The organism is Porticoccus sp. GXU_MW_L64, from assembly GCF_052983295.1.
In genome coordinates, this window is sequence record NZ_JBRKJK010000012.1 from 1 (window position 1) to 22,552 (window position 22,552).

20 protein-coding genes are annotated in these 22,552 nt (G+C 54.2%); 11 read left to right on the forward strand and 9 right to left on the reverse strand.

The features are described from left to right. Positions 1 to 221: 221 nt before the first annotated feature. The gene (locus ACVBEJ_RS10790; RefSeq protein ID WP_447129642.1) at positions 222 to 1,022 is read right to left on the reverse strand and encodes a glucose 1-dehydrogenase; all 801 of its coding nucleotides are present in this window, start codon (positions 1,020 to 1,022) and stop codon (positions 222 to 224) included. A gap of 129 nt (positions 1,023 to 1,151) precedes the next feature. Continuing rightward, positions 1,152 to 1,661 (reverse strand): hypothetical protein, encoded by a 510-nt coding sequence (locus ACVBEJ_RS10795; protein ID WP_447129643.1) that lies wholly within the window; start codon positions 1,659 to 1,661, stop codon positions 1,152 to 1,154. A 235-nt stretch (positions 1,662 to 1,896) separates the two neighbouring features. Here ACVBEJ_RS10795 and ACVBEJ_RS10800 point away from each other — a divergent pair, with 235 nt between their 5' ends. The 5 genes from ACVBEJ_RS10800 to ACVBEJ_RS10820 all read left to right on the forward strand — a co-directional run bounded on the left by ACVBEJ_RS10800 (position 1,897) and on the right by ACVBEJ_RS10820 (position 8,246). Next, positions 1,897 to 2,877 (forward strand): integron integrase, encoded by a 981-nt coding sequence (locus ACVBEJ_RS10800; protein WP_447129644.1) that lies wholly within the window; start codon positions 1,897 to 1,899, stop codon positions 2,875 to 2,877. Positions 2,878 to 2,987: 110 nt separating this feature from the next. Then, complete coding sequence (gene leuS / locus ACVBEJ_RS10805; RefSeq protein WP_447129645.1) at positions 2,988 to 5,603, forward strand: leucine--tRNA ligase; 2,616 nt, start codon at positions 2,988 to 2,990, stop codon at positions 5,601 to 5,603. A 151-nt stretch (positions 5,604 to 5,754) separates the two neighbouring features. Next, a complete protein-coding gene (locus tag ACVBEJ_RS10810; protein ID WP_447129646.1) occupies positions 5,755 to 6,252 on the forward strand; it encodes an LPS-assembly lipoprotein LptE in 498 nt (165 codons plus the stop codon). A 6-nt stretch (positions 6,253 to 6,258) separates the two neighbouring features. After that, complete coding sequence (gene holA, locus ACVBEJ_RS10815) at positions 6,259 to 7,302, forward strand: DNA polymerase III subunit delta (protein WP_447129647.1); 1,044 nt, start codon at positions 6,259 to 6,261, stop codon at positions 7,300 to 7,302. Between the two features lie 224 nt (positions 7,303 to 7,526). Continuing rightward, positions 7,527 to 8,246 (forward strand): DUF1223 domain-containing protein, encoded by a 720-nt coding sequence (locus ACVBEJ_RS10820; RefSeq protein WP_447129648.1) that lies wholly within the window; start codon positions 7,527 to 7,529, stop codon positions 8,244 to 8,246. Between the two features lie 82 nt (positions 8,247 to 8,328). Here ACVBEJ_RS10820 and ACVBEJ_RS10825 read toward each other — a convergent pair whose 3' ends face one another. The 3 genes from ACVBEJ_RS10825 to ACVBEJ_RS10835 are packed head-to-tail and all read right to left on the reverse strand — an operon-like array spanning position 8,329 to position 10,436. Continuing rightward, entirely contained in the window at positions 8,329 to 8,694 is a 366-nt protein-coding gene (locus ACVBEJ_RS10825) for a VanZ family protein (RefSeq protein WP_447129649.1), read from the reverse strand. After that, positions 8,691 to 9,392 carry an N-acetylmuramate alpha-1-phosphate uridylyltransferase MurU gene (gene murU / locus ACVBEJ_RS10830; protein ID WP_447129650.1) on the reverse strand — a complete coding sequence of 234 codons (702 nt, stop codon included), beginning with the start codon at positions 9,390 to 9,392 and terminating at the stop codon, positions 8,691 to 8,693. Before murU ends, ACVBEJ_RS10825 begins: the two co-directional genes overlap by 4 nt. A 12-nt stretch (positions 9,393 to 9,404) precedes the next feature. Continuing rightward, a complete protein-coding gene (locus ACVBEJ_RS10835) occupies positions 9,405 to 10,436 on the reverse strand; it encodes an aminoglycoside phosphotransferase family protein (RefSeq protein ID WP_447129651.1) in 1,032 nt (343 codons plus the stop codon). 263 nt (positions 10,437 to 10,699) lie between these two features. On the opposite strand from ACVBEJ_RS10835, the gene ACVBEJ_RS10840 reads away from it, so the two are divergent. The 6 genes from ACVBEJ_RS10840 (at position 10,700) to ACVBEJ_RS10865 (ending at position 18,291) form a co-directional block, all read left to right on the forward strand. Continuing rightward, positions 10,700 to 13,405, forward strand: a complete 2,706-nt coding sequence (locus ACVBEJ_RS10840) for an LPS-assembly protein LptD (protein WP_447129652.1) — start codon at positions 10,700 to 10,702, stop codon at positions 13,403 to 13,405. A 36-nt stretch (positions 13,406 to 13,441) separates the two neighbouring features. Next, a complete protein-coding gene (locus tag ACVBEJ_RS10845) occupies positions 13,442 to 14,743 on the forward strand; it encodes a peptidylprolyl isomerase (protein WP_447129653.1) in 1,302 nt (433 codons plus the stop codon). Next, entirely contained in the window at positions 14,743 to 15,714 is a 972-nt protein-coding gene (gene pdxA, locus ACVBEJ_RS10850) for a 4-hydroxythreonine-4-phosphate dehydrogenase PdxA (RefSeq protein ID WP_447129654.1), read from the forward strand. Before ACVBEJ_RS10845 ends, pdxA begins: the two co-directional genes overlap by 1 nt. 408 nt (positions 15,715 to 16,122) lie before the next feature. Beyond that, positions 16,123 to 16,944 carry a 16S rRNA (adenine(1518)-N(6)/adenine(1519)-N(6))-dimethyltransferase RsmA gene (gene rsmA, locus ACVBEJ_RS10855; RefSeq protein ID WP_447129655.1) on the forward strand — a complete coding sequence of 274 codons (822 nt, stop codon included), beginning with the start codon at positions 16,123 to 16,125 and terminating at the stop codon, positions 16,942 to 16,944. Positions 16,945 to 16,980: 36 nt separating this feature from the next. Further along, positions 16,981 to 17,355 (forward strand): Co2+/Mg2+ efflux protein ApaG, encoded by a 375-nt coding sequence (apaG, locus tag ACVBEJ_RS10860; RefSeq protein WP_447129656.1) that lies wholly within the window; start codon positions 16,981 to 16,983, stop codon positions 17,353 to 17,355. Between the two features lie 123 nt (positions 17,356 to 17,478). Continuing rightward, a complete protein-coding gene (locus tag ACVBEJ_RS10865) occupies positions 17,479 to 18,291 on the forward strand; it encodes a symmetrical bis(5'-nucleosyl)-tetraphosphatase (protein WP_447129657.1) in 813 nt (270 codons plus the stop codon). 108 nt (positions 18,292 to 18,399) lie between these two features. On the opposite strand, the gene ACVBEJ_RS10870 is transcribed toward ACVBEJ_RS10865, so the two are convergent. The 4 genes from ACVBEJ_RS10870 to ACVBEJ_RS10885 all read right to left on the reverse strand — a co-directional run bounded on the left by ACVBEJ_RS10870 (position 18,400) and on the right by ACVBEJ_RS10885 (position 22,498). After that, on the reverse strand, positions 18,400 to 19,821 hold the full coding sequence (locus ACVBEJ_RS10870) for a mannose-1-phosphate guanylyltransferase/mannose-6-phosphate isomerase (RefSeq protein WP_447129658.1): 1,422 nt from the start codon (positions 19,819 to 19,821) through the stop codon (positions 18,400 to 18,402). Between the two features lie 23 nt (positions 19,822 to 19,844). Next, complete coding sequence (locus ACVBEJ_RS10875; protein ID WP_447129659.1) at positions 19,845 to 20,813, reverse strand: hypothetical protein; 969 nt, start codon at positions 20,811 to 20,813, stop codon at positions 19,845 to 19,847. 172 nt (positions 20,814 to 20,985) lie between these two features. Further along, entirely contained in the window at positions 20,986 to 21,384 is a 399-nt protein-coding gene (rplQ, locus tag ACVBEJ_RS10880; RefSeq protein WP_447129660.1) for a 50S ribosomal protein L17, read from the reverse strand. 121 nt (positions 21,385 to 21,505) lie between these two features. Continuing rightward, positions 21,506 to 22,498: a DNA-directed RNA polymerase subunit alpha gene (locus ACVBEJ_RS10885; RefSeq protein ID WP_447129661.1), complete on the reverse strand. Its 993-nt coding sequence runs from the start codon at positions 22,496 to 22,498 to the stop codon at positions 21,506 to 21,508. Between the last annotated feature and the right edge of the window lie 54 nt (positions 22,499 to 22,552).

The following is a 22,552-nucleotide window of genomic DNA, read 5'->3' on the forward strand; positions in this document are numbered from 1 at the left end:
CATGGCGTCTTGGTTGTAGTTGTATGGTTTGAAGTTTGGCATGGAATGAGTCCTTTATCAGATGCCATATTTTAGCAAAAAACGCCTTGTTTTTAGAGTTTTTCTACACCTTCAACGCCTCAAACACGGGCTAAATAAGTTGGGTGGCTTTTGCGATAAAATGCGAAGCATTGCAAAAGGCGCACAGCTTATTTAGTCCCTGTGCTTTGACTTGTTAAACGCTACTCTCTATTTGGTGACGCTGCGCTACCAGCTAATATACCACCGTCGATATTTAGCTCTATACCTGTTACATACTTTGATTCGTCTGATGCTAGATATAAGGCCGCAAAGGCTACATCTTCAGCAGATCCCATTACACCTAAAGGGATATCTGATGAAATTGCTTTTATTGCATTGGTTCTTTCATCACCCTCTCCAAGCATTGCATCCCACATTGGGGTTAATATAGCGCCGGGGTGTATTGAATTACACCTAATAGGATAACCTTGTTCTGCACAGTAAAGAGCAACCGTTTTACTATGATTTCTAATTGCGGCCTTACTTGCAGCATATGCTGCTGCACCTGGAATGCCAACAATGCCTGATCTTGATGAGAGATTAACGATACTTGCTGATTTAGATAATTTCATGAGTTTAATAGCCGCTTTACAACCCAAGACAGTACCATCTGAATTAACAGCATTCACTTTTTGCCAACTATCAAAATCTAAATTCTCTGGGTCATGTGGCCCACTAGTTTCTAGGAAACCAGTTATACCAGCATTATTAATAAGAATATCGAGTCGCCCATGCTTCTCTAGAATGGTTTCTTGAGCTGCCAACCAATCATTTTGACTAGAAACGTCTAAATGCACATATTCACAGTTTTTGCTGACATTTGATGCAACTGCCTCTCCTTGCTCGTCATTTATATCTGACAGGATAACGAAAGCTCCTTCTTCTACAAATAGCCTTGCAATTGCTTCGCCTATTCCTCTTGCTGCTCCAGTAATGAGTGCAATCTTATTTTCTAATCGCATTCTGATTCCTTATCGTTTAACGCCCAGCTAAGCCGCCGGAACGGAGTTGATTGTTTTGTGCGAGCGTAGCGGTAAAGCACAAAACGAGCAACACAGTGGAGGTCGGATTGAGCTGTTTGTTATGAGCGACTACTCGATCATCTGGCCTATATCTTCGCATGGATCACCACATTTCTGGAGGATAACCAAAATAGTATCGATACTTGGTTCAATTGTTGAAACCCATTCTCCTGATTCGAGCTCTAGCCCGACCTCTAAAGAATGGGCTTGGAATATATTCTTCACCTGACCATCTAGAACCAAATCTATTGCGTGCTTCCAAGTAACATAGTTTTTGAGCTCGTCGGGCGTAACCCTTATCGGCCAATCCATATTTGTTGTAATTGAATAGTAATCGACATTATTACCGCCATTGCTCACCGGAAATTGATCGTCATTGTTTGAGTAGTTTTCGAGATCAATTTTTGGAGGGTAGCTAGAACACCCGACTAAAAACAGTAATATCAAAACTAAAATTGGCTTCATAACTCTCCTTAGCTCATAACAGCTTATTATGAAGCCATGGCTTCTTTTTCCGGCTTCGTTTATTTTGACAACTCCGGTTCTTTTTAACACCATTTCTCTATTTTTTTCAACCACTTAATCACAAACATGACCATTTCCGCATTTTGGGTTCAAGCCGTGGCTTCTTTTGCCCTTGGCTTTGTTTTTCGGGGCCGTCATTCGACAATAAAAATTTATCCCAATAGTTTCAGGTAGTTACCACCAAATCAATATCCAAATTTCCGACAAAAGAAGCCATGGGTTACTTTTTTCTTGCAATAGGATGAAACTCTTACTATAACTGTACATAAATACAGTAAAAAGGTGCCACATGGACGATATCCGCCCTTCTCTGCCTCAAAAGCCCACCAAATTTCTCGACCAGTTAAGCCTTGAAATTCGCCGCCGTGGTTTGAGCCTGCAAACCGAACGAACTTACCTGCACTGGGCAAAGTACTACATTAACTTTCATAAAAAGCGCCACCCTCGCGATATGGGCGCTGCCGAGGTTGAATCATTTCTATCCTACATCAGTGAACAACGCTCGGTTGCAGTGGGTACTCAGCAGGTTGCCCTCAACGCGCTGGTGTTCCTCTACAAGCGCTTTCTTGGCGTTGAGTTGGGCCGCCTTAAATTTTCCTACGCCAGACAACCTCGTCGTGCGCCTGCCGTTTTAAGCCACGCGGAAGTGGTTTCCATATTGTCGCTATTGAAATCACCACACAAATTAATGGTGCAACTGCTTTACGGTTCCGGGCTGCGCCTCAATGAATGCCTGAACTTGCGCATCAAGGATCTGGATTTTGACCAGAAGCAAATTTGCGTTCGGGAAGGCAAAGGACTGAAAGATCGCTTTACTCTATTGCCCAACTCGTTAATCGCAGACTTGAAACAGCAAGTTGACAAGGTAGCCGCCCTGCATCAGTACGACACCAACTGCGGCTTTGGCGAAGTATATATGCCAAACGCGCTATCGCAGAAGTTTCCATCTGCATCACGGGAAACTGGCTGGCAATATCTGTTCCCTGCTACCCGTATTGGCACAGACCCACGTACAGGAGCTCAGCGCAGACATCATTTACACCACACGGTATTGCAAAAACATGTGCGCAAAGCGACAAGGGCCCTAAACTTCAACCGCCGGGTTACCTGCCACACCTTTCGTCACTCTTTCGCCACCCGGCTTTTGGAAACCGGCTACGACCTGCGTCTGATTCAATCGCTGCTTGGCCATGCGGAAATCACCACAACCGAGATTTACCTGCACGTTGTGCGCAACCGCGCCGACGCCATTCGCAGCCCGGTAGATTAAGGCTCTCGCCCCTATGTATCCCCCATCATTGCCCGTATAATTGCCCGCTTACTTTTTAACACCCCAGATTTTTATACTCACAACTCTGGGCAGACGGCAGAACAGAAGCGATGCAACAGCAATACAATCCCGAATCCATCGAACAGCAAGTCCAACAATACTGGGCCGACAATCAGTGCTTTGAAGTCAGCGAAGACCCAAGTCGCGACAAGTATTACTGCCTCGCCATGTTCCCTTACCCCAGCGGACGCCTGCACATGGGTCATGTGCGCAATTACACCATCACCGATGTGATCTCCCGCTACCAGCGCATGCAGGGCAAAAACGTACTACACCCCATGGGTTGGGACGCCTTTGGCCTGCCGGCGGAAAACGCTGCCATCGCCAACAACACCGCTCCCGCCAAGTGGACCTACAGCAATATCGGCCATATGAAGGGCCAGTTGCAGGCACTGGGCTTCGGTTTTGACTGGACCCGCGAGCTGGCCACCTGCGCGCCGGATTACTACAAGTGGGAACAATGGTTCTTCACTCGCCTGTACGAAAAGGGTTTGGTGTACAAAAAAATGGCCACAGTGAACTGGGACCCGGTGGACCAGACCGTACTGGCCAACGAGCAGGTTATCGACGGTCGCGGCTGGCGCTCCGGGGCGCTGGTAGAACGCAAGGAAATTCCCCAGTGGTTTATCAAAATCACCGACTACGCCGAGCAACTACTCAACGATTTGGAGACACTGGAAAGCTGGCCAGAGCAAGTCAAAACCATGCAGCGCAACTGGATTGGCAAAAGCCGCGGCGTGGAGATGACTTTTGACTTGTCCACAGAGGTTGCAGGTGGCGCCAGCGGCGAAAAAATAGCCAGCTTTGATGTGTACACCACCCGCCCGGACACCCTGATGGGTGTTACCTACGTATCCATTGCCGCCGAGCACCCCATCAGCCTGGAACTGGCAAAAGACAACCCTGAGCTGGCCGCCTTTATCAAAGAGTGCAAGTCCCAATCCGTGGCGGAAGCGGATATGGCCGCCATGGAAAAGAAAGGCATGGATTTGGGCCTGAAAGCCATTCACCCCATTACTGGCCGCGAAGTGCCGGTGCTGGTGGCCAACTATGTATTGATGGATTACGGCACCGGCGCGGTAATGGCCGTTCCCGCCCACGACCAACGGGACTGGGAATTTGCCACCAAAATGGACCTGCCCATCGAGCAGGTGATTGCTCCAGCCAATAACGAAGACATTGACTTAAGCAAGCAAGCCTTTACTGACAAAGGCATATTGGTTAACTCCGGCGAATTTAACGACTTGCCATTTGACGCCGCCTTCGACGCCATTTCCACCAAACTGGTGGCGCTTGGCAAAGGCTGTGTCACCACCAATTACCGGCTGCGCGACTGGGGCGTATCCCGCCAGCGCTACTGGGGCTCGCCCATTCCCATGTTTAATACCGCAGACGGCTGCGAAATTCCCGTGCCCCTGGAAAAACTGCCCGTACTGCTGCCGGAAGACGTGGAAATGGACGGCGTGCACTCCCCCATCAAGCAGGACCCGGAATGGCGCAAGGCAGAGCACAACGGCCAGCCGGTAGAACACGAAACCGACACCTTCGACACCTTTATGGAGTCCAGCTGGTACTACGCCCGCTACACCTGCCCCAACTACGAACAGGCCATGCTCAACCCGGACGCCGCCAACTATTGGCTGCCGGTGGATCAGTACGTGGGCGGTATCGAGCACGCCATCCTGCACCTGCTGTATGCCCGCTTCTTCCACAAACTGATGCGCGACGAAGGCCTGGTGAACAGCGACGAGCCTTTCAAACGCCTGCTGTGTCAGGGCATGGTGCTGGCGGAATCGTTTTATAAAGGCAACCCCGATGGCAGCAAAACCTGGGTGAATCCGGTAGACGTAACTCTGGAAAAAGACGACAAGGGTGCCACAGTAAAAGCGGTAGAAACCGCCAGTGGCGACGAGCTGCAAGTGGGCGGCACCATTAAAATGTCGAAGTCGAAAAACAACGGCATCGACCCGCAAACCGCCGTCGACCAGTACGGTGCCGATACCGTGCGCCTGTTTACCATGTTCGCCGCACCGCCGGAGCAAACCCTGGAGTGGCACGACTCCGGCGTGGAAGGTGCCAGCCGCTTTTTGCGCCGTTTGTGGAAAAACGCCCAGGAACACCTGGCCAAAGGTGAAACAGCCGCGCTGAATGTAGGTGCATTAACAGACACACAAAAAGACCTGCGCCGCAAAACCCACGAAACCATTGCCAAAGTCAGCGATGACTACGGCCGCCGCCAGACCTTTAACACCGCCATCGCCGCGGTAATGGAATTGATCAACGAGGTCAGCAAATTCAGCGACGATTCCGAACAGGGCCTGGCGGTAGAGCGGGAAGCCCTTGAAGCCGCGGTTCTGCTGCTGGCCCCGGTTGCACCCCATACCAGCCATGTGCTGTGGAACGCCTTCGGCCACAACGGTGCCGTAATCGACGCACCCTGGCCCAGCCACGACCCAGCCGCCCTGGTGCGCAGCAGCATCGAAATGGTGGTACAGGTAAACGGCAAAGTGCGCGCCAAACTCTGTGTGGCCGCCGATGCCAGTCCGGACAGCATCATCGACCTGGCCAAAAGCGATGCCAACGTGCAGAAATTCCTGGCAGGCAAAGAGATCAAGATGTGCAAAGTGATTCCGGGTAAACTGGTGACTTTCGGAGTGAAAGGATAGGTAACAGGACGCGCTTTGCGCTACAGGACGGCCGCTCTGCGGCCTACAGCTGACAGCAGACTTTCCTGTAAGCGCGAAGCGCGCCCTGTAGCTGGCGCAGCCAGCGTGCTGTAATCTGTAACCTAGCCCACGAAATTGGAAATATCCGCAAATGCATAAATTCATTACCTACTGCCTGGTTATATCCTCGCTGCTGCTGAGCAGCTGCGGCTGGCAGCTGCGCGGCGGGCTGGACGCCAGTGAGCTGGAAAGTATTCACGTGCGCTCCGCCATGCCTCACAGCGGCTTTGCCCGGTTGCTGAAAAACGATTTGCTCAGCCAGGGTATTCGTATTCCGGAGCAGGCAGAGGACGCGCAATATCAGGTTGTGGTGGTTCGCGAAAACAGCGACAGCCGCACCGCCAGCATCACCAGTAGCGCCCGTGCCGCAGAGCAAACCGTGGTGGAGGAAATTACTGTCACAGTGCTGGCTGGCAATGGCGACACTGTGTTGCCCAACACCGTTTTGCGCGCCGAGCGCTCCCTGGACTTTGACGAAAACCAGATTATCGGCAAGGCCGACGAGCTGGAACTGGTGCAGCAGGAATTGCTGTCCGACCTGGTGCGCCAATTGACTCGCCGCCTGCAAGCGCTCTCCAACGGTCAGTAAGCCGCCGTGAAGATCAAACCGGAACAGCTCTCCCGTCACCTGCAACAGCTGGCACCGGTGTATCTGGTGTTTGGCGAAGAACCACTGCTGGTACAGGAAGCCTGCGACGCCATTCGCACCGCCGCTCGCGCCCAGGGGTTTAACGAGCGCGAGCTGTTCCACGGCGAAGCGGGTTTTGACTGGAACCAGTTGCTCAGCGAAGCCAACAGCCTGTCTCTGTTTGCGGACAAAAAAATCCTCGAACTGCGCATTCCCACCGGCAAACCCGGCGACAAGGGCAGCAAGGCCATTCAGGAATACTGCCAGAACGCCAGCCCGGACAACCTGCTGCTGGTGATCGCCCCCAAGCTGGACGCCGCCACCCAGCGCGGCAAATGGGTAAAAGCGCTGGATAATACCGGCGTGTTGGTACAAACCTGGCCGGTGCCCGCCAATCAGCTGCCCCGCTGGATTGGCCAGCGCCTGCAAGCGGCTGGCATTAATGCCAGCTCACAGGCCATTGACATTCTCGCCGACCGGGTGGAGGGCAACCTGCTGGCAGCGGTGCAGGAAATTGAAAAACTCAAACTGCTGGCCAGCGATGCTGAGGTGGACGCTACCACCATGTCTACCGTGGTGGCAGACAGCGCCCGCTACAATGTATTTACCCTGGTGGACAAAATTCTGCTGGGCGATGCCCAAAGCGCCGCCCGCACTCTCCGTGGTTTGCGAGAGGAGGGCTCGGAACCGCCAGTAATTCTCTGGGCCCTGAGCCGGGAAATTCGCATTCTGCTAAAAGCCAGCGATGCCCACCGCAACGGCGAACCCCTGGAGCGAGCCCTGAAAAGTGCCGGCGTGTGGGACAAACGCCAGCCGCTCTATAAGCAAGCCCTGCGCCGCCTGCAAGGGCCACAACTGCGCGCCATGCTGCGCTTGTGCCGCAATACCGACCAGGCCATTAAAGGTCTGGGTGGCGACGACCCCTGGCAAAATCTCACTGAACTGACGCTAAACCTGTCCGGCACCCCAGCGCTGTCTGGCACAACTATCAAGTTGGCGGTGACACCATGACCATCCCGGGTGCCGCTTTGCTCTACCCTGGCTACGGCGCTGTGTCATCCTGAGCTCAGCCTCCCCTGTCATCCTGAGCTCAGCCTCCCCTGTCATCCTGAGCGCAGCGAAGGATCTCATAGCTCAACAGCACCAAGAGATTCTTCGCTACGCTCAGAATGACGTAAAGTCGGGAACCCTTACTGCTTTGGAGGTACTAAGGTGTCACGATCCGGAGACACTGAATGCCCTTAAAAACTATCCTTGCCGCCCTTGCTATTGCCTTTGCCAGCGTCAGCAACGCAGAAACAACCTACCAGAGCGGCAACCAGCAAGTGCAACTGCTGGAGCTCTATACCTCTGAAGGCTGCAGCAGTTGCCCGCCGGCAGACCATTGGCTGTCGCGCCAGCAGCAACACCCCGGCCTGTGGCAGCAGTTCGTGCCGGTGGCTTTTCACGTGGCTTACTGGGACTGGATTGGCTGGCAGGACCCGTTCGCCAGCGAGCAGTTCGACAAGCGCCAGCGCAACTACGCCCGCAGCGGGGCGGTGGGTAATGTTTACACACCCGGGTTTTTACTCAATGGCCATGAATGGCGCGGCTTCTTTCAGCATGAACGCACCCTGCCCAAGGCACTACAAAAGGATGTGGGCAATTTGCAGCTGACCGTTGATGGCAAGGAATTTCAGGCCCGTTTCGACGGCAAAAGCGGCCAGCGGCTGAATATCGCCATTCTCGGTATGGAGCTGAGTAGCCGGGTGACCAAAGGCGAAAATCGCAACAAGACCCTGGAGCACGACTTTGTGGTGGTGGGCTTTGGCAGCTATAACGCAAAACAGGGCAGCTGGAGTGGCAGGCTGCCGATGATAATGAACGAGGCCCGGCGCTACGGTATTGCCGCCTGGGTGACTGATGGCAAATCTCAACAGCCTGTTCAGGCGTTGGGAGGGGAATACAACCCGTAACTATCTCCGTCATTGCGAGGGAGCGCAGCGACCGCGGCAATCTCCATCATCAGGCGCGATCTGGACGAGATTGCCGCGTCACCTACGGTTCCTCGCAATGACGGAACATTCTTACCAAGAGCCAACCTACACCAATTCCGGTGATATTAGCCAACAAATCAAGCCACTCCATTGAGCGGTAGCCGGTCATCCCTTGCAGTAGCTCTATCAAAATTCCATAAGTCAGCAATATCAGGGCCAGACGCCACCGGGGGCGGGTGACAAACCACCCCCACCAACCGAGAACAAACAGGTATACATAGGCCACTGCGTGGCTCACTTTGTCTTGATGGGGAAACCGCAGTTCCCCATCCGGCATGGGCATCAGGGACAGCGCTGTAATCAGCAACAGTGAGCCACCAAACGCCAGACGACAAAAAATACTTCCGGGAAGGAAAATCCGTTTCACCAATTGAGCTCTTTGCTGTTGAGTCGCTTATCCAGCGCCTGCAAACGCTCTACCGTACCAATATCAAACCAGTGGCCGTGATACGACTGGCCGCTCACTGTTCCAGCGGCCATGGCCGGACGCAACACATCCCACAAGGGAAAAGCGGACTGTGATGGCTGATAACTGGCAAAACTCTGTGGCCGCAGCAGGCTGATACCACTAAATGTAAAGGTACGCTGCCCCGACCCATCCGGATAGTTGACCCGTTGCTGGCCATCCATCACAAAATCCCCCTGGGGATGCTGGGCCGGGTTGGGTACCAGTACCAGGTGAGCCTGCTCATCCTGCGCCAGGCCCCGCTGCGCCAATTGCCTAAATGGAAAGTCTGTCCAAATATCGCCATTCAATACCAGGAAAGGTTGCTCACCCAGCAATGGCAACGCAGCGTAAATACCACCGCCGGTTTCCAGGGGTTCACTTTCCGGCGACCACTGCACCTGTACCCCGTAGCGGCTGCCATCGCCCACATAATCCTGAATTTGCTGACCCAGCCAGGCGGTGTTGATCACCAATTCGGTAACCCCCGCTGCCGCCAAACGCTCTAGATGATATTCAATCAACAGCTTGCCACCGGCTGGCAGCAGCGGCTTTGGCGTGGTGTCCGTCAGTGGCCGCATACGTTTGCCGTAGCCCGCCGCCAGAATCATGGCTTTCATGGAAACCACTCCCTATTCCCCGGCGGATTGCCAGTCCTTGTACCAAGGGTGCTGAGGCAGCGCAGGCAATACTCGCTGACGGAACCACTGGCCAAAGGCCGCCAGCTCCGAATAGCGCTCGCTCACTTCAAGGGTATAGCGAATCACCAGTGGCAAATCCTTGAGATAGCCGTGCTTGCCATCCCGCAGTGACAGGCGGGCAAAAATACCCAGCACTTTGATATGGCGCTGCAGACCCATCAGGTCGAACCAGTGCAAAAACTGCTGATCGCTGACACCCTGCAACTGCCCTTTCTCGCGCAGCTGCCCAGCGTACATCAGTGCTTGCTGCTCAACCCAGTCCTGCTGCTGCATTTGGTAACAGTCCTTGAGAATGGACACCAGGTCGTAAGTCACCGGGCCAATTACCGCGTCCTGAAAATCAATGACGCCTACCCGGTCGTCGGGCAATACCATCAGGTTGCGACAGTGATAGTCCCGATGCACCACCACCTGAGGCTGTTCAAGGGCGTTGCCGATAAGTACTTGCTCCACCTGCTGAATCAGCTCGCGCTCATCCGGGCGCAATTCCAGATGCAGCAACTCCCCCAAAAACCAGGTGGGAAACAGCCCCAGCTCACGGGACAGCAAACCCTCGTTGTATTGGGGGAATATCTGTGGCTGAGGTGTCAGGGCCTGTATCTTCTGCAGGGTTTGCAGCGCGGCGGCATAGCAGGATTGGGTGCAATCCTGGGCGTAAAGCTGATCGCCAAAATCCTCAATCAGCAAAAAGCCGTTGTGGTAATCCACCGCGTAAATCTGCGGCGTATAAATATCACAGTCCCGAAATACCAGCGCCTTGCTGACAAAAGCCGCGCTGTCTTCCCATTGCGGCGGCGCCCACACCGCCAGCAACGACGGCTGGGTGTTAAGGCGAAAATAGCGCCGAAACCCGGCATCCCCACCGAGAGGCGACAAGGTCAATTCTCCTTGCAGCCAGGCCGACGCGGGAAGGTAATCGAGCAGCCAGTTTTGCAGGGCTTTTGTATCTGGTTGTGGAGACATTGAGGGTTCGCCGTTTAACGAGGGCAATGATTTTACCCTTTCAACAACAAAAGCCGCCACACTTGAATTGAAGATCCGAGGCGAGGTGTGCTTTTCCAGACCGTCTGCGGCAGGGATGCCGCAGAAGAGCCTACAAGGACGTATTGACGGCGTGTCTGGAAAAGCACACCTCGCCTCGGATCGCTACCCAAACTAAATGTCCACCATCCCCCCACTGTTACGTTACAATGCCCGCTTGCCGTACCAATAACAAAACAACACCCATGCCCCCAGCCAATTCCCGAATGAAAAACCACCGCCGCACGCCTCTGCACAACGCACTCACCCGCTATCGCATGAGCCTGTTGGCCACCGCCGCTATCGCACTACCCAGTGCAGCTGAACAAGTGGTGGAATGGGATTGCCAACCCAACGAAAAAGGCGATGGCTGGGACTGCCGGCAAATCAGCAAACAAGTGGGCGGCAAACAACTGCCTGCCCATATAGCCGCAGAGTTGGCATCGCTGACAACAGCGGGAACCCCGCTGATGCAACGGCTGGGTTGGGTGGAAAAAGATCAACTCAGCGAACAACAGCAGGCCCAGATAGCCGCCGGCTGTTGCGGCATGTACATCGCCCCCGGCGACCCGGCCAAACGCCAGCAAAACCCGGACACAGCACCTGTACACGTCAAAGCAGACTGGCAGCAGGAAGCCCACGAACTCATCAGTCTGAAAGGCAATGTGGAAATCACCCAGGGCAACCGCAACCTGATCAGCGACAATGGCGTGATTGACGCCCCCAACAACATCGCCGAGTTTCACGGCAACATCCGCATCAGCGAGCCCAATCTGCTACTGATGGGAGACAGCGCCAAACTCAACCTGGAATCCGGCGCTGTGGACGTAAGCAACGCCGCCTTTGTGTTTCCGCAAGCCCAGGTGCGGGGCACCGCCGACAAACTGACTCGCAGCGACGAAGCCAATTTCCGCATTGAAGACGTCACCTACACCAGCTGCCCCCCGGACAGCAACGCCTGGCAACTGGTAACCGGCTCCGTGGATGTGGATACCGAAAAAAACACCGCCACCGCCCGCAACGTGCGCATTGAAGTCAAAGACATTCCCATCGCATACCTGCCCTGGATACGCTTCCCGCTGGGGGACGAAAGCCAGACCGGGCTGCTGTTCCCCAACCTGGGCGTTGGTGGCCGCAATGGGCTGGACTTCTCCGTGCCCTACTACATCAGCCTGGCGGACAACTACGACCTGACCCTGACCCCGCGCTATATCCAGGAGCGCGGCAATATGATTGAAGCCCAATTCCGCCACCTGTCCAGCTGGGGGCGCACGGAGATCAACGCATCCTGGCTGGGGGAAGACCAGGGGGGCGAAGCCAACAACGACCTGGAAACCATCGAAATTGGCGAAGACCGCTGGTGGCGCAACCTGCAACACAACGGCGCCTTCGCGCTGGGTGACGGCACCTTTACCACCGAAGTGGATTACACCAAAGTCAGCGACAACCTCTATATTCGCGACCTGGGCATCAACACCCTGGACGAAGACGAAAGCAGCACCCACCTTCAGCAAAAACTGGAGCTGGGTTACAACACCGACCACTGGGAATTCAGCTTTAAAGGCGAACAGTTCCAAACCATCTTTACCGACCCTGAGCAGCCGTTAAGCGAGCCCTACAAACAACTGCCAAGAATTGATGCTAACGGAACCTACAGTCTGGGTGGCGGAGTTTCTCTAACGCTAAACCACCATGCTGTTGCCTTCGAACACAGTAATGACTCACCAGATGTAGATAGCAATTTAGTGCCCTTCCCAACCGGCAACCGCGCTCGTGTTGACTGGGGTCTGGAATGGGCCAATCAGTGGCAGTGGGGGTTTTTCACACCGGGGGTAGAACTGCGCCATATCAGTTACAACCTGGATGAAAACCTTGGCCCCATTGCTGACACATCGCCCTCTGCCAGTGCGCCGCTGGCCTATCTGGATACCGGCTTGTTCTTTGAACGCCAAAAAGAATCTGGCACCCAAACCTTAGAACCACGCTTATTTCTGCTGTACGCCGAACAGGAAGACCAGGACGAGCTGCCCGACTTCGACACCAGCGAACAGACCTTCGGCTTTAGCTCCCTGTGGCGCAAAGACCGTTTTAGCGGCGGCGACCGCCTGGGCGACAGCAAGCAAGCCAGTTTTGGCCTGACCTCCCGCTTTATCGACAGCAATGGCCGCGAATGGCTGAGCGCCAGCATTGGCCGAATATTCTACTTTGAAGACCGCCGCACCACCCTTAACCAGGTGCTGACCGGTACCGTGCTGGACAATCCGGTGCAGGAACTGGACAGCAACGGCAACGGCCTGGTGGATGAGGGCGATGCCCTGGTCAACGAGCGCACACTGGTGGACCTTAACAACCTGACCCGCAACAGCTCCCCCATTGCAGCGGAGCTCAACTGGCGCATCAGCGACCGCTGGCAATTTCTCGGCGACACCACCTGGGATACCGACCTGGATCGCATCGACCGGGGCAGCGTGGGCCTGCGCTACAACGATGGCAACAACCGCCTTTTTAACCTGGGCTACCGCTACACCCGCAACACCGCACGAGTAGTGCGCAGCCCCGCCGACCCCGGTTTTAGCTTCCTGCAGGACCAGAACATCAAACAGGGGGACATTTCCACCGTTTACCCCCTGCGCGGCAATTTCAGCCTGATTGCCCGCTGGAACTACGACTTTACCAACAGCCGCAACCTTGAAACCTTCGCCGGAGTGGAATACAACAGTTGCTGCTGGCGCACCAGCATCGTGGCACGCCGCTGGATTCGCCGCGACGACCTGCGCCTGCTGCCCAGCAGCAATCTGGACGAAGACGAAGGCATCTTCTTCCAGATACAGCTAAAAGGGCTAGCGGGAACCAGCAGCAAAGTGGACGATCTACTGGAAGAAGGCATTTACGGCTACCGACCCCCGGAATAAGAAAGTAACGGCAAGAGCGACAGAATGATGAAAACCATGAGCAAAAAACACGTTTTAGGCACATTGGCACTGACCACTGCCATCACAACGGCGACCCTGTGTCACGCCGAACCGGTATTTTTAGACCGCACCGTGGCCATTGTTGGCGACAATGTGGTGATGCAGAGCGAGCTGGATAACCGCGTCAAAGACATCATGCAACGCCTGCAACAGCAGCCCAATATCAATCTGCCGCCGGAAGCGGAGCTGAAAAAACAAGTGCTGGATCAGTTGGTGGACGAACGCCTGATTCTCAATTTTGCCGAGCGCAGCGGCGTGCGCATCAGCGACCAGCAGATCAATCAGCACCTGCAAACCCTGGCATCGCGCCAGGGTTTGACCCTGGATCAACTGGTGGAAGTGGTGCATCAAAATGGCGACAGCCTCGCCGACCTGCGCCGCAACATTCACGACCAACTGGTTATCCAGACCATTGACCAGCAGGCCATTAAAGCCGGCATCCCCGTATCCCTGCAGGAAATTGAGCAACTGATGGCATCAGAAGAAGGCCAGGCCACCACCTCCGCCAGTTACCAGATCGGCCATATTCTGTTGCCACTGGCCTCCGCCGCCAGTAAGGAAGAATTGGCCAGCGCCATGGAAAACGCCAAAAACCTGGTGGGGCAATTGCGCGAAGGCGCCAGCTTCCAACAATTTGCCGTCAACCACTCCAAGGGCCCCAATGCCCTGAAAGGCGGCGACCTGGGCTGGAGAAAGCCCATTCAACTGCCAGAGAAATTCCGCCCGGTGGTAAAAGACATGGAAGTTGGCGGCATTTCAGACCCCATACGCAGCGATGCCGGCCTGCACATTCTGAAAGTGCACGACCGCAAAGGCGGCGAGCCGCAAATGATGCTGCAACAGCACAAAGTGCGCCACATTCTGGTAAAAACCAACGCCATTCGCGACGACGAAGCGGCCTACAACCAGCTCAATGAACTGCGCCAGCGGGCCACCGATGGCGAGGCCTTTGCTGACCTGGCCAAAGAATTCTCCGAAGACCCGGGCAGCAAGCAACAGGGCGGCGACATCGGCTGGGCCACCGTGGAAGAAGGGCAACTGGTGCCGGAGTTTCTGCAGATGATGTCATCGGTTGAATTGAATGAAGTCAGCTTTCCGTTCCGCAGTCAATTTGGCTGGCATATCCTGGAAGTGACTGAACGCCGCGAAAAAGACTTCGGTAAAGTGGCCATGCAAAACCGCTTTATGGAAGCCATACAAAACAGCAAATTCGACGAAGAAAAAGCCATCTGGCTACAGGAAATGCGCAGCGATCACTACATCGAGTTAAAACTGTAATGACCCTGCGCTTGGCCATTACTCCCGGCGAGCCCGCCGGGATTGGGCCAGATTTATTGATCCAGCAGATTCAATCTGGCTCAGCCCACGAACTGGTTGCGGTTGCCGACCCAACCCTGCTGCAACAGCGCGCTACCACTCTCGGTCTGCCGCTGACACTGCGCGACCCACAAGGCGAGCCACTGGCACCCGGCGAACTGGCCATCCACCCCATCAGACTACATGCCCCATGCACACCGGGGCAGCTGAATGCAGACAATTCCCCCTATGTGCTTGAGTGTTTGCAACAGGCAACAACTGGCTGCACACAGGGATATTATCAGGCATTGATTACCGGCCCGGTACACAAGGGCGTAATCAACGATGCGGGCATTGCCTTCTCCGGCCACACGGAATTTTTGGCGGCACAAACCAACACCGACAAAGTAGTGATGATGCTGGCCACCGAAGGTCTGCGAGTGGCTCTGGCCACCACTCACCTGCCACTGAGTGAAGTGCCTGGCGCTATCACCGGGGAGTTGCTGGAACAGATCATCACCATTCTGCACCGCGACCTGAAGCAGAAATTTGGCCTGACCCTGCCCCATATTCTGGTGTGCGGCCTGAACCCTCACGCCGGCGAAGGCGGCCATCTGGGACGGGAAGAAATCGACATCATCGAACCCACTTTGGACAAGCTGCGACAACAGGGCATCAACCTCACCGGCCCCCTGCCCGCCGACACCCTGTTTACCCCCAGGCACCTGGAATCCGCCGATGGGGTATTGGCCATGTATCACGACCAGGGTTTACCGGTACTGAAATACAAAGGCTTTGGTGCCGCCGTAAATATCACCCTGGGCCTGCCCATCATTCGCACCTCCGTAGACCACGGCACCGCCCTGGACCTTGCCGGCACCGGCAAAGCCGACTGCGGCAGCCTGCAGACTGCGATAGAATATGCGGCAAAGTTGGCCAATACGTCATCCTGAGCGCAGCGAAGGAACTCTTTGTTTATTAAACCGGCAACTTTATAGGTTGCGTTTAATAATGCGGCACAAGGATGTGCCGCCGCTGGCGAAGCCAGCGCAAGCTCAATAAAATCAAGCACTTCCGCGCAAGTGCGTTACTTTCTTTTATGTGAAAGTTATTGAGCGCGCGATACAAAAGGCAGGACGCCTTTTGTATTGCCGGGTTAATAGCCACCAATAAGATCCTTCGTTGCGCTCAGGATGACATGGATATTTAGCCTGGCTGCCTAACCAAGTCAGTTTCCGGTGTTGCTTTTCTGAACCGCCGACAGCATGGATGCTGTCGACGAGCACACATGGACGTGCTTGCTGCGTGTTCAGAAAAGCAACACCGGAAACTGGCGGCTACGAAGTACCAAAGGAACAGACTTGCCCAAACCTCGCCACACCGACCTCACAGACCACCGCGCCCGCAAACGCTTTGGCCAGAACTTTCTGGTGGACGACAATATCATTGAAAAAATCGTCGCCGCCATTCACCCTAAAGACGGTGACAACCTGATTGAGATTGGCCCTGGCCAGGGGGCATTGACGCGACCACTACTGGAACACTGTCCGCAACTGCAAGTGGTGGAACTGGACCGCGACCTGGCGGCCCTGCTCACCGACAAATTCCACGGCTACCCGGAATTTAAGCTCCATCAGGGGGATGCCCTGAAAACCGACTTCCTGCAATTCAAGCGCAGCGAAGCACCCCTGCGCATTGTCGGCAACCTGCCTTACAACATCTCCACGCCGCTGATTTTTCACCTGCTGAGCTACGCAGGCAACGTCAGCGATATGCACTTTATGCTGCAGAAAGAAGTAGTGGATAGATTGGCCGCCAGCCCCGGCGACAAAACCTATGGCCGCTTGACGGTGATGGCTCAATACCACTGTCGAGTGGAACCGCTGTTTGTGGTGCCGCCGGGCTCATTCCACCCGGCGCCCAAAGTGCAATCCGCCATTGTTCGCCTGTTGCCTCACAAACAACTGCCGTTTATTGCCAGAGACCCAAAACTGCTGCAGCAATTGGTCAGCGCCTGCTTCCAGCAACGCCGCAAAACCCTGCGCAACAGCCTGAAACACTTTGCCAGCAGCGAACAACTGGCTACACTGGAAATCGACTTAAGCCTGCGACCGGAAGTATTGGCGGTTAAAGACTTTGTGCAGCTTTGTAATGACCTACAAAGCCCCTGTAGGGCGGATTAGGCGCAGCCGTAATCCGCCAAGTTGGTAGTAAGAGTTATGACCGATTGCCCAATAAAAATAACTGTCAAAACCGAATACCTGGCCAACCAATCCCAGCCGGAACAGAGCCGCTACGCCTTCGCCTACCACATCACCATAGCCAACCTCGGCGACGAGAGTGTGCAACTGCTGTCCCGCCACTGGCACATCACCGACGGCAACAACCAGCGCCAGGAAGTTCAGGGCATTGGCGTTGTGGGTGAACAGCCCCAGATCAGCCCCGCCACCAGTTACCACTACACCAGCGGCGTAATCCTGGAAACCCCGGTGGGGACCATGGCGGGCAGTTATCAGATGACTACTCCAGATAGCGACACCTTTAACGCCACCATCCCACTGTTTGTATTGGCGGCACCGGGAGCGGTACATTGACCATAGCCGTAGGGTGGATTAGCGCAGCGTAATCCACCAAAACTCTATGGCCAATAACATGGTGGATTACGCTGCGCACGTTCCACCCAAAGAAAGCACCCTACAAAGTGTTGGAAATACTGCATGGCTATTTATGCTGTTGGTGATTTGCAAGGCTGCCTAAAGCCTTTAAAAAAGCTGCTAAAAAAAGTCGACTTTGACCCCACAAAAGACCAACTCTGGGCCGCTGGCGATGTGGTTAATCGCGGTCCAAAATCCCTGAAAACCCTGCGCTACTTGCACAAAATGGGCGACGCCTTTCGCATGGTGCTGGGCAACCACGACCTTCACCTGCTGGCAGTGGCATCTGGAGCCTCGAAACTGCGCCCCAAAGACACGTTGCAAGATATCCTCGACGCCCCGGACCGGGAGCAGCTCATACACTGGCTGCAACAGCAACCCTTGCTGATCCACGATCAAGGCTACTGCCTGGTTCACGCAGGCATCCCGCCAAAGTGGAGCATCAAAAAAGCCAAACGCCTAGCGGCAGAAGTGGAAGCGGTGCTGCGCAGCCCCAACCCCAAACCGTACTTTGAAGCCATGTACGGCAACACCCCGGCCAAATGGTCAAAACACCTGGAAGGTATGGAACGCCTGCGGGTAATCACCAACTACCTCACCCGCATGCGCTTCTGCACCGCCAAAGGCAAACTGGAACTGACCCAAAAACTCGGCCCCAAACAAGCCCCCAAAGGCTACGCTCCCTGGTTCTTCCACGAACACCGCAAAGCCGCCCATGACAAAATCCTGTTCGGCCACTGGGCCGCCCTGGAAGGGCAAGACTGCGGCAGCAACCTCTACCCCCTGGATACCGGCTGCGTGTGGGGCGGCAAGTTGCGGATGATGCGCTTGGGAGACGAAGCGGTGTTTGAGGTGACCTGTGACTGTAACCCTTAACTGTCATCCTGAGCACGGCGATCCAGAGACTTTAAAGACACTGGATTGCCACGCTTCGCTCGCAATGACGGCTTGGGATGTTCTACGGCTGACGGTCTAAAGGCCGACCTACTCTGTGCGCCCATAATGATCATCAAAACGCACAATATCGTCTTCACCCAGATAAGAACCGGATTGCACTTCGATAAGCTCCAACGGAAATTTACCGGGGTTTTTCAACCGATGGGTTGTACCCAATGGGATATAGGTGGATTGGTTTTCAGACACTAAAAATTCTTCCTCGCCCTTTGTCACTAACGCGGTGCCTTTTACAACGATCCAGTGCTCTGCACGGTGGTGGTGCATTTGCAAACTCAATTCCGCGCCGGGATTGACGACGATGCGTTTTACCTGAAAGCGCTCGCCTTCGTCGATTGAATCGTAGTTACCCCAAGGCCGATAGACTTTGCGGTGGTTGTTAAGCAGCTCACTGGCACTGGCCTTCAACTGCTCTACAACGGCTTTTACCTCCTGGGCGCTGTCGCGGGCAGCAACCAGAGTGGCGTCCACCGTATCCACAACAATCACATCGTCAAGGCCAACAGTGGCCACCAGCTTGTCGCCAGAGCGTACCAGGCAATTTTTACTGTTGTGGAAAATGGCTTCGCCAGACGCATTATTGCCCTGGGTATCTTTATCACACACATCCCAAAGCGCCGCCCAGGAACCCAGATCACTCCAGCCGCAATCCAACGGCACCACGCGAATGCTATCTGCCTTTTCCATCACCGCGTAATCGATAGAATCGCTGGGAGAACTGAGGAAAGCCTGCCGTTCCAAACGAACAAAATCCAAATCTTTGCTGGCACACTCCAGTGCCTGTTGACAGGACGCAAGTATCTCGGGATTGTGCTTTTTTAGCTCTTCCAAGTAACGGCTAGCGCGGAATAAAAACATGCCGCTGTTCCAGTAGTAATTACCGCTGTCGACATAATTCTGAGCCTTCTGATGGTCGGGCTTCTCAACAAATTCAGCCACTTCAAATGCATCGCCATCTGCGTTACCCGCTCGAATATAGCCATAGCCAGTTTCTGCACAAGTGGGCACAACACCAAAGGTTACCAAACTGCCCGAATCAGCCAAGGGCACGGCAGCGGCCACGGCTTTTTGAAAGGCCGCCTTGTGTGTGATGACATGATCGGCAGGCAGCACCAACAACAGGGGGTCGTCGCCATTCAACGTCTGTGAATGCAGTGCAGCAGCGGCAATGGCCGGTGCCGTGTTTCGGCCTTCCGGTTCCAGCAAAATCCCCTGATGGGAAACACCCATCTCACGCAATTGTTCGGCGACCAAAAAACGGTGATCTTCACCACAAATAATAACCGGGTTAGCCACATGGCCGCCTAATCGATCTACCGTCCCTTGCAGCATGGTGCACTCACCATCGAGCTTTAAAAACTGCTTGGGATAGCCCTGCCGAGACAGTGGCCACAAGCGACTGCCGGAACCACCGCATAGAATAACCGGTAAAACCTTATTGTTAGCCACCACGACCCAGCTCCTTTACTGTTTTGTTATTTGTTGAGTACAACACTATCAAAATATAGCTTGAAATTATTCTCCGGTCGTACTGCAAACCAAACCAGTTGCCCTACTCTGCTTATATTCATCAGCCGATGTTCAGGTGCATTTTTTATATCTTTTAACGCAATGGAGAATTCATTGAAGCCCGGATTCACCGTTAATGATCGATTAAATCGATCGTTGTAGTGATTGTTGTGCAGTTCATCATTGATTCTGAGAACAATATTCACAGGCCCATTTTCTTTGGAAAAAACTCGAAAATACAGCTGTGAATAACCACTCCAATCCGGGTAAGGGTAGATCAGTTTCCATCCAGGCCAAACGTCCGTATTGGAGAAAGAGACCTCTAACATTTTACGACTGTGAAAAGCCCCGCTGGATGGCGCCATCTCAATTACTCTGACCGAAGCGCCATAATTGCCTTGGACAAATTTATTTACTTCAGCACTGGAAAAGTCCACCAAGACAGGAAAGCTGGCATCACGTTGATACAATGCTTTTGCCCATTTATAAGGTTTATGGCAGGCAACCACGCAAGCGGCCAAAACAACCGCAACACAAAAAAAGCCACGAGCCGTTTTACCGTACTTGAATACTCCCAAAGCACAAAGACCTGACGCCACGCCGAGCATGTTCAATGCAACATCAGCCCAGGAAGAATTCCTGCCAACTTTTGCCTGAATAAATTCGATACCGGCACCAAAGCAAAAAGCCAATACAGAAAAAAACAATACGCGAACTACTGGCAATTTGAGAAATGAAAAATATCGCTGAGTTAGGGCAATTAATTTTGGATAGCAAAAAAATGAAAAAACAGCGAACAGGGCAATATGGCCAGAATTTAAAACTGCACGAGACACCGGCGAACTTGCCGGCGGGGTAACAAACAGCAAAACCACCGCCACTGCCAGACAACACAAGAACAAAGTGAAAACATTTCCCTTAACAATTGGAGTCAATTTTATTATCCATAAATAAATGATATTCAGCCGCGAAAGCATAGCCACTGAATTGCCGAGCCTCGATCGCGATGACTATTTTTGAGCCGTGATTTGCCTGCATACAATATGCAAAAAGCCCCAACCAATCAGGCCGGGGCTTTTGCGATAGAGCGAAGATTCAAAGGAGCAATTACTCCTCGTCACCTTCTACTTCTTCAACCACTTCCACCTGCGGGCGATCCACCAGCTCAACATAAGCCATGGGCGCGTTGTCGCCAGCGCGGAAGCCGCACTTGAGGATGCGGATGTAGCCGCCGGGACGCTCTTCGTAACGGGGGCCCAGTTCGCCGAACAGTTTGCCGACTGTGGCTTTGTTACGCAGGCGGTCGAAGGCCAGGCGACGGTTGGCAACGCTGTCCTTTTTAGCCAGAGTAATCAGCGGCTCGGCGTAGCGGCGCAGTTCTTTGGCTTTGGGCAGGGTGGTTTTGATCAGTTCATGCTCGACCAACGACGCAGTCATGTTGCGGAACATGGCCCGGCGGTGCGAGCTGTTGCGGTTCAGTTGGCGGCCACTTTGACGATGACGCATTTTTCCAGTTCCTTAATCGGTAAACCGTAGGGTGGATTAGCGAAGCGTAATCCACCGGTTTCAGTAACTTGGTGGATTACGCTTCGCTAACCCACCCTACAGTCAAAATATATTTTTCTCTTTACAGTTCTTCTTGCTTGATGCTGGCAGGTGGCCAGTTTTCCAAGCGCATTCCCAGGGACAGGCCACGGGAGGCGAGAACGTCTTTGATTTCGGTCAGAGACTTTTTGCCCAGATTCGGAGTTTTCAGCAACTCCACTTCGGTGCGCTGAATCAGGTCGCCGATGTAGTAGATGCTTTCCGCCTTCAGGCAGTTGGCCGAACGTACGGTCAGTTCCAGGTCGTCTACCGGACGCAGCAGAATCGGATCGATTTCCTCTTCCTTCTCTTCCGGCTCGGCCTGAGCTTCGCTCTCCAGATCAACAAATACCGCCAGCTGCTGTTGCAGGATGGTGGCAGCGCGACGGATGGCTTCTTCCGGGTCCAGGGTACCGTTGGTCTCCAGGTCGATAATCAGCTTGTCCAGGTCAGTGCGCTGTTCAACACGGGCGCTGTCGACCACGTAGGCTACGCGGCGAACCGGGCTGTATGACGCATCCAGTTGCAGGCGGCCAATGGCGCGGGTTTCTTCCTGATCGCTGTTGCGAGCATCGGCGGGCTGGTAGCCGCGGCCGCGCTGTACGCGCAAGCGCATGTTCAACTCGGTGCTACCGGTGATGTTGGCGATCACCAGATCCGGGTTCATGATTTCAACGTTACTGTCGACCTGAATGTCGCCAGCGGTCACCGCCCCTTTACCTTTTTTGCTCAGGGTCAGCTCAACTTCGTCTTTGCCGTGCAGAACCACGGCAACTTCTTTCAGGTTGAGCAGGATTTCGATAACGTCTTCCTGCACACCTTCAATGCTGCTGTATTCATGCAGTACGCCGTCGATCTCTACCTCGACCACAGCGCAGCCGGGCATGGAGGAAAGCAGAATGCGGCGCAGGGCATTACCCAGGGTGTGGCCAAAACCGCGCTCCAGAGGTTCGAGAACCACTTTGGCATGAGTCGGCCCCAGTTCGGTAACGTCGATGGTGCGCGGAGTCAGAAGTTCTGTCGCAGATGTTTGCATATCCGTACCTGTCAGTGTTCAGTTAAACCAGATGTGTTTGAAATATACCAATAA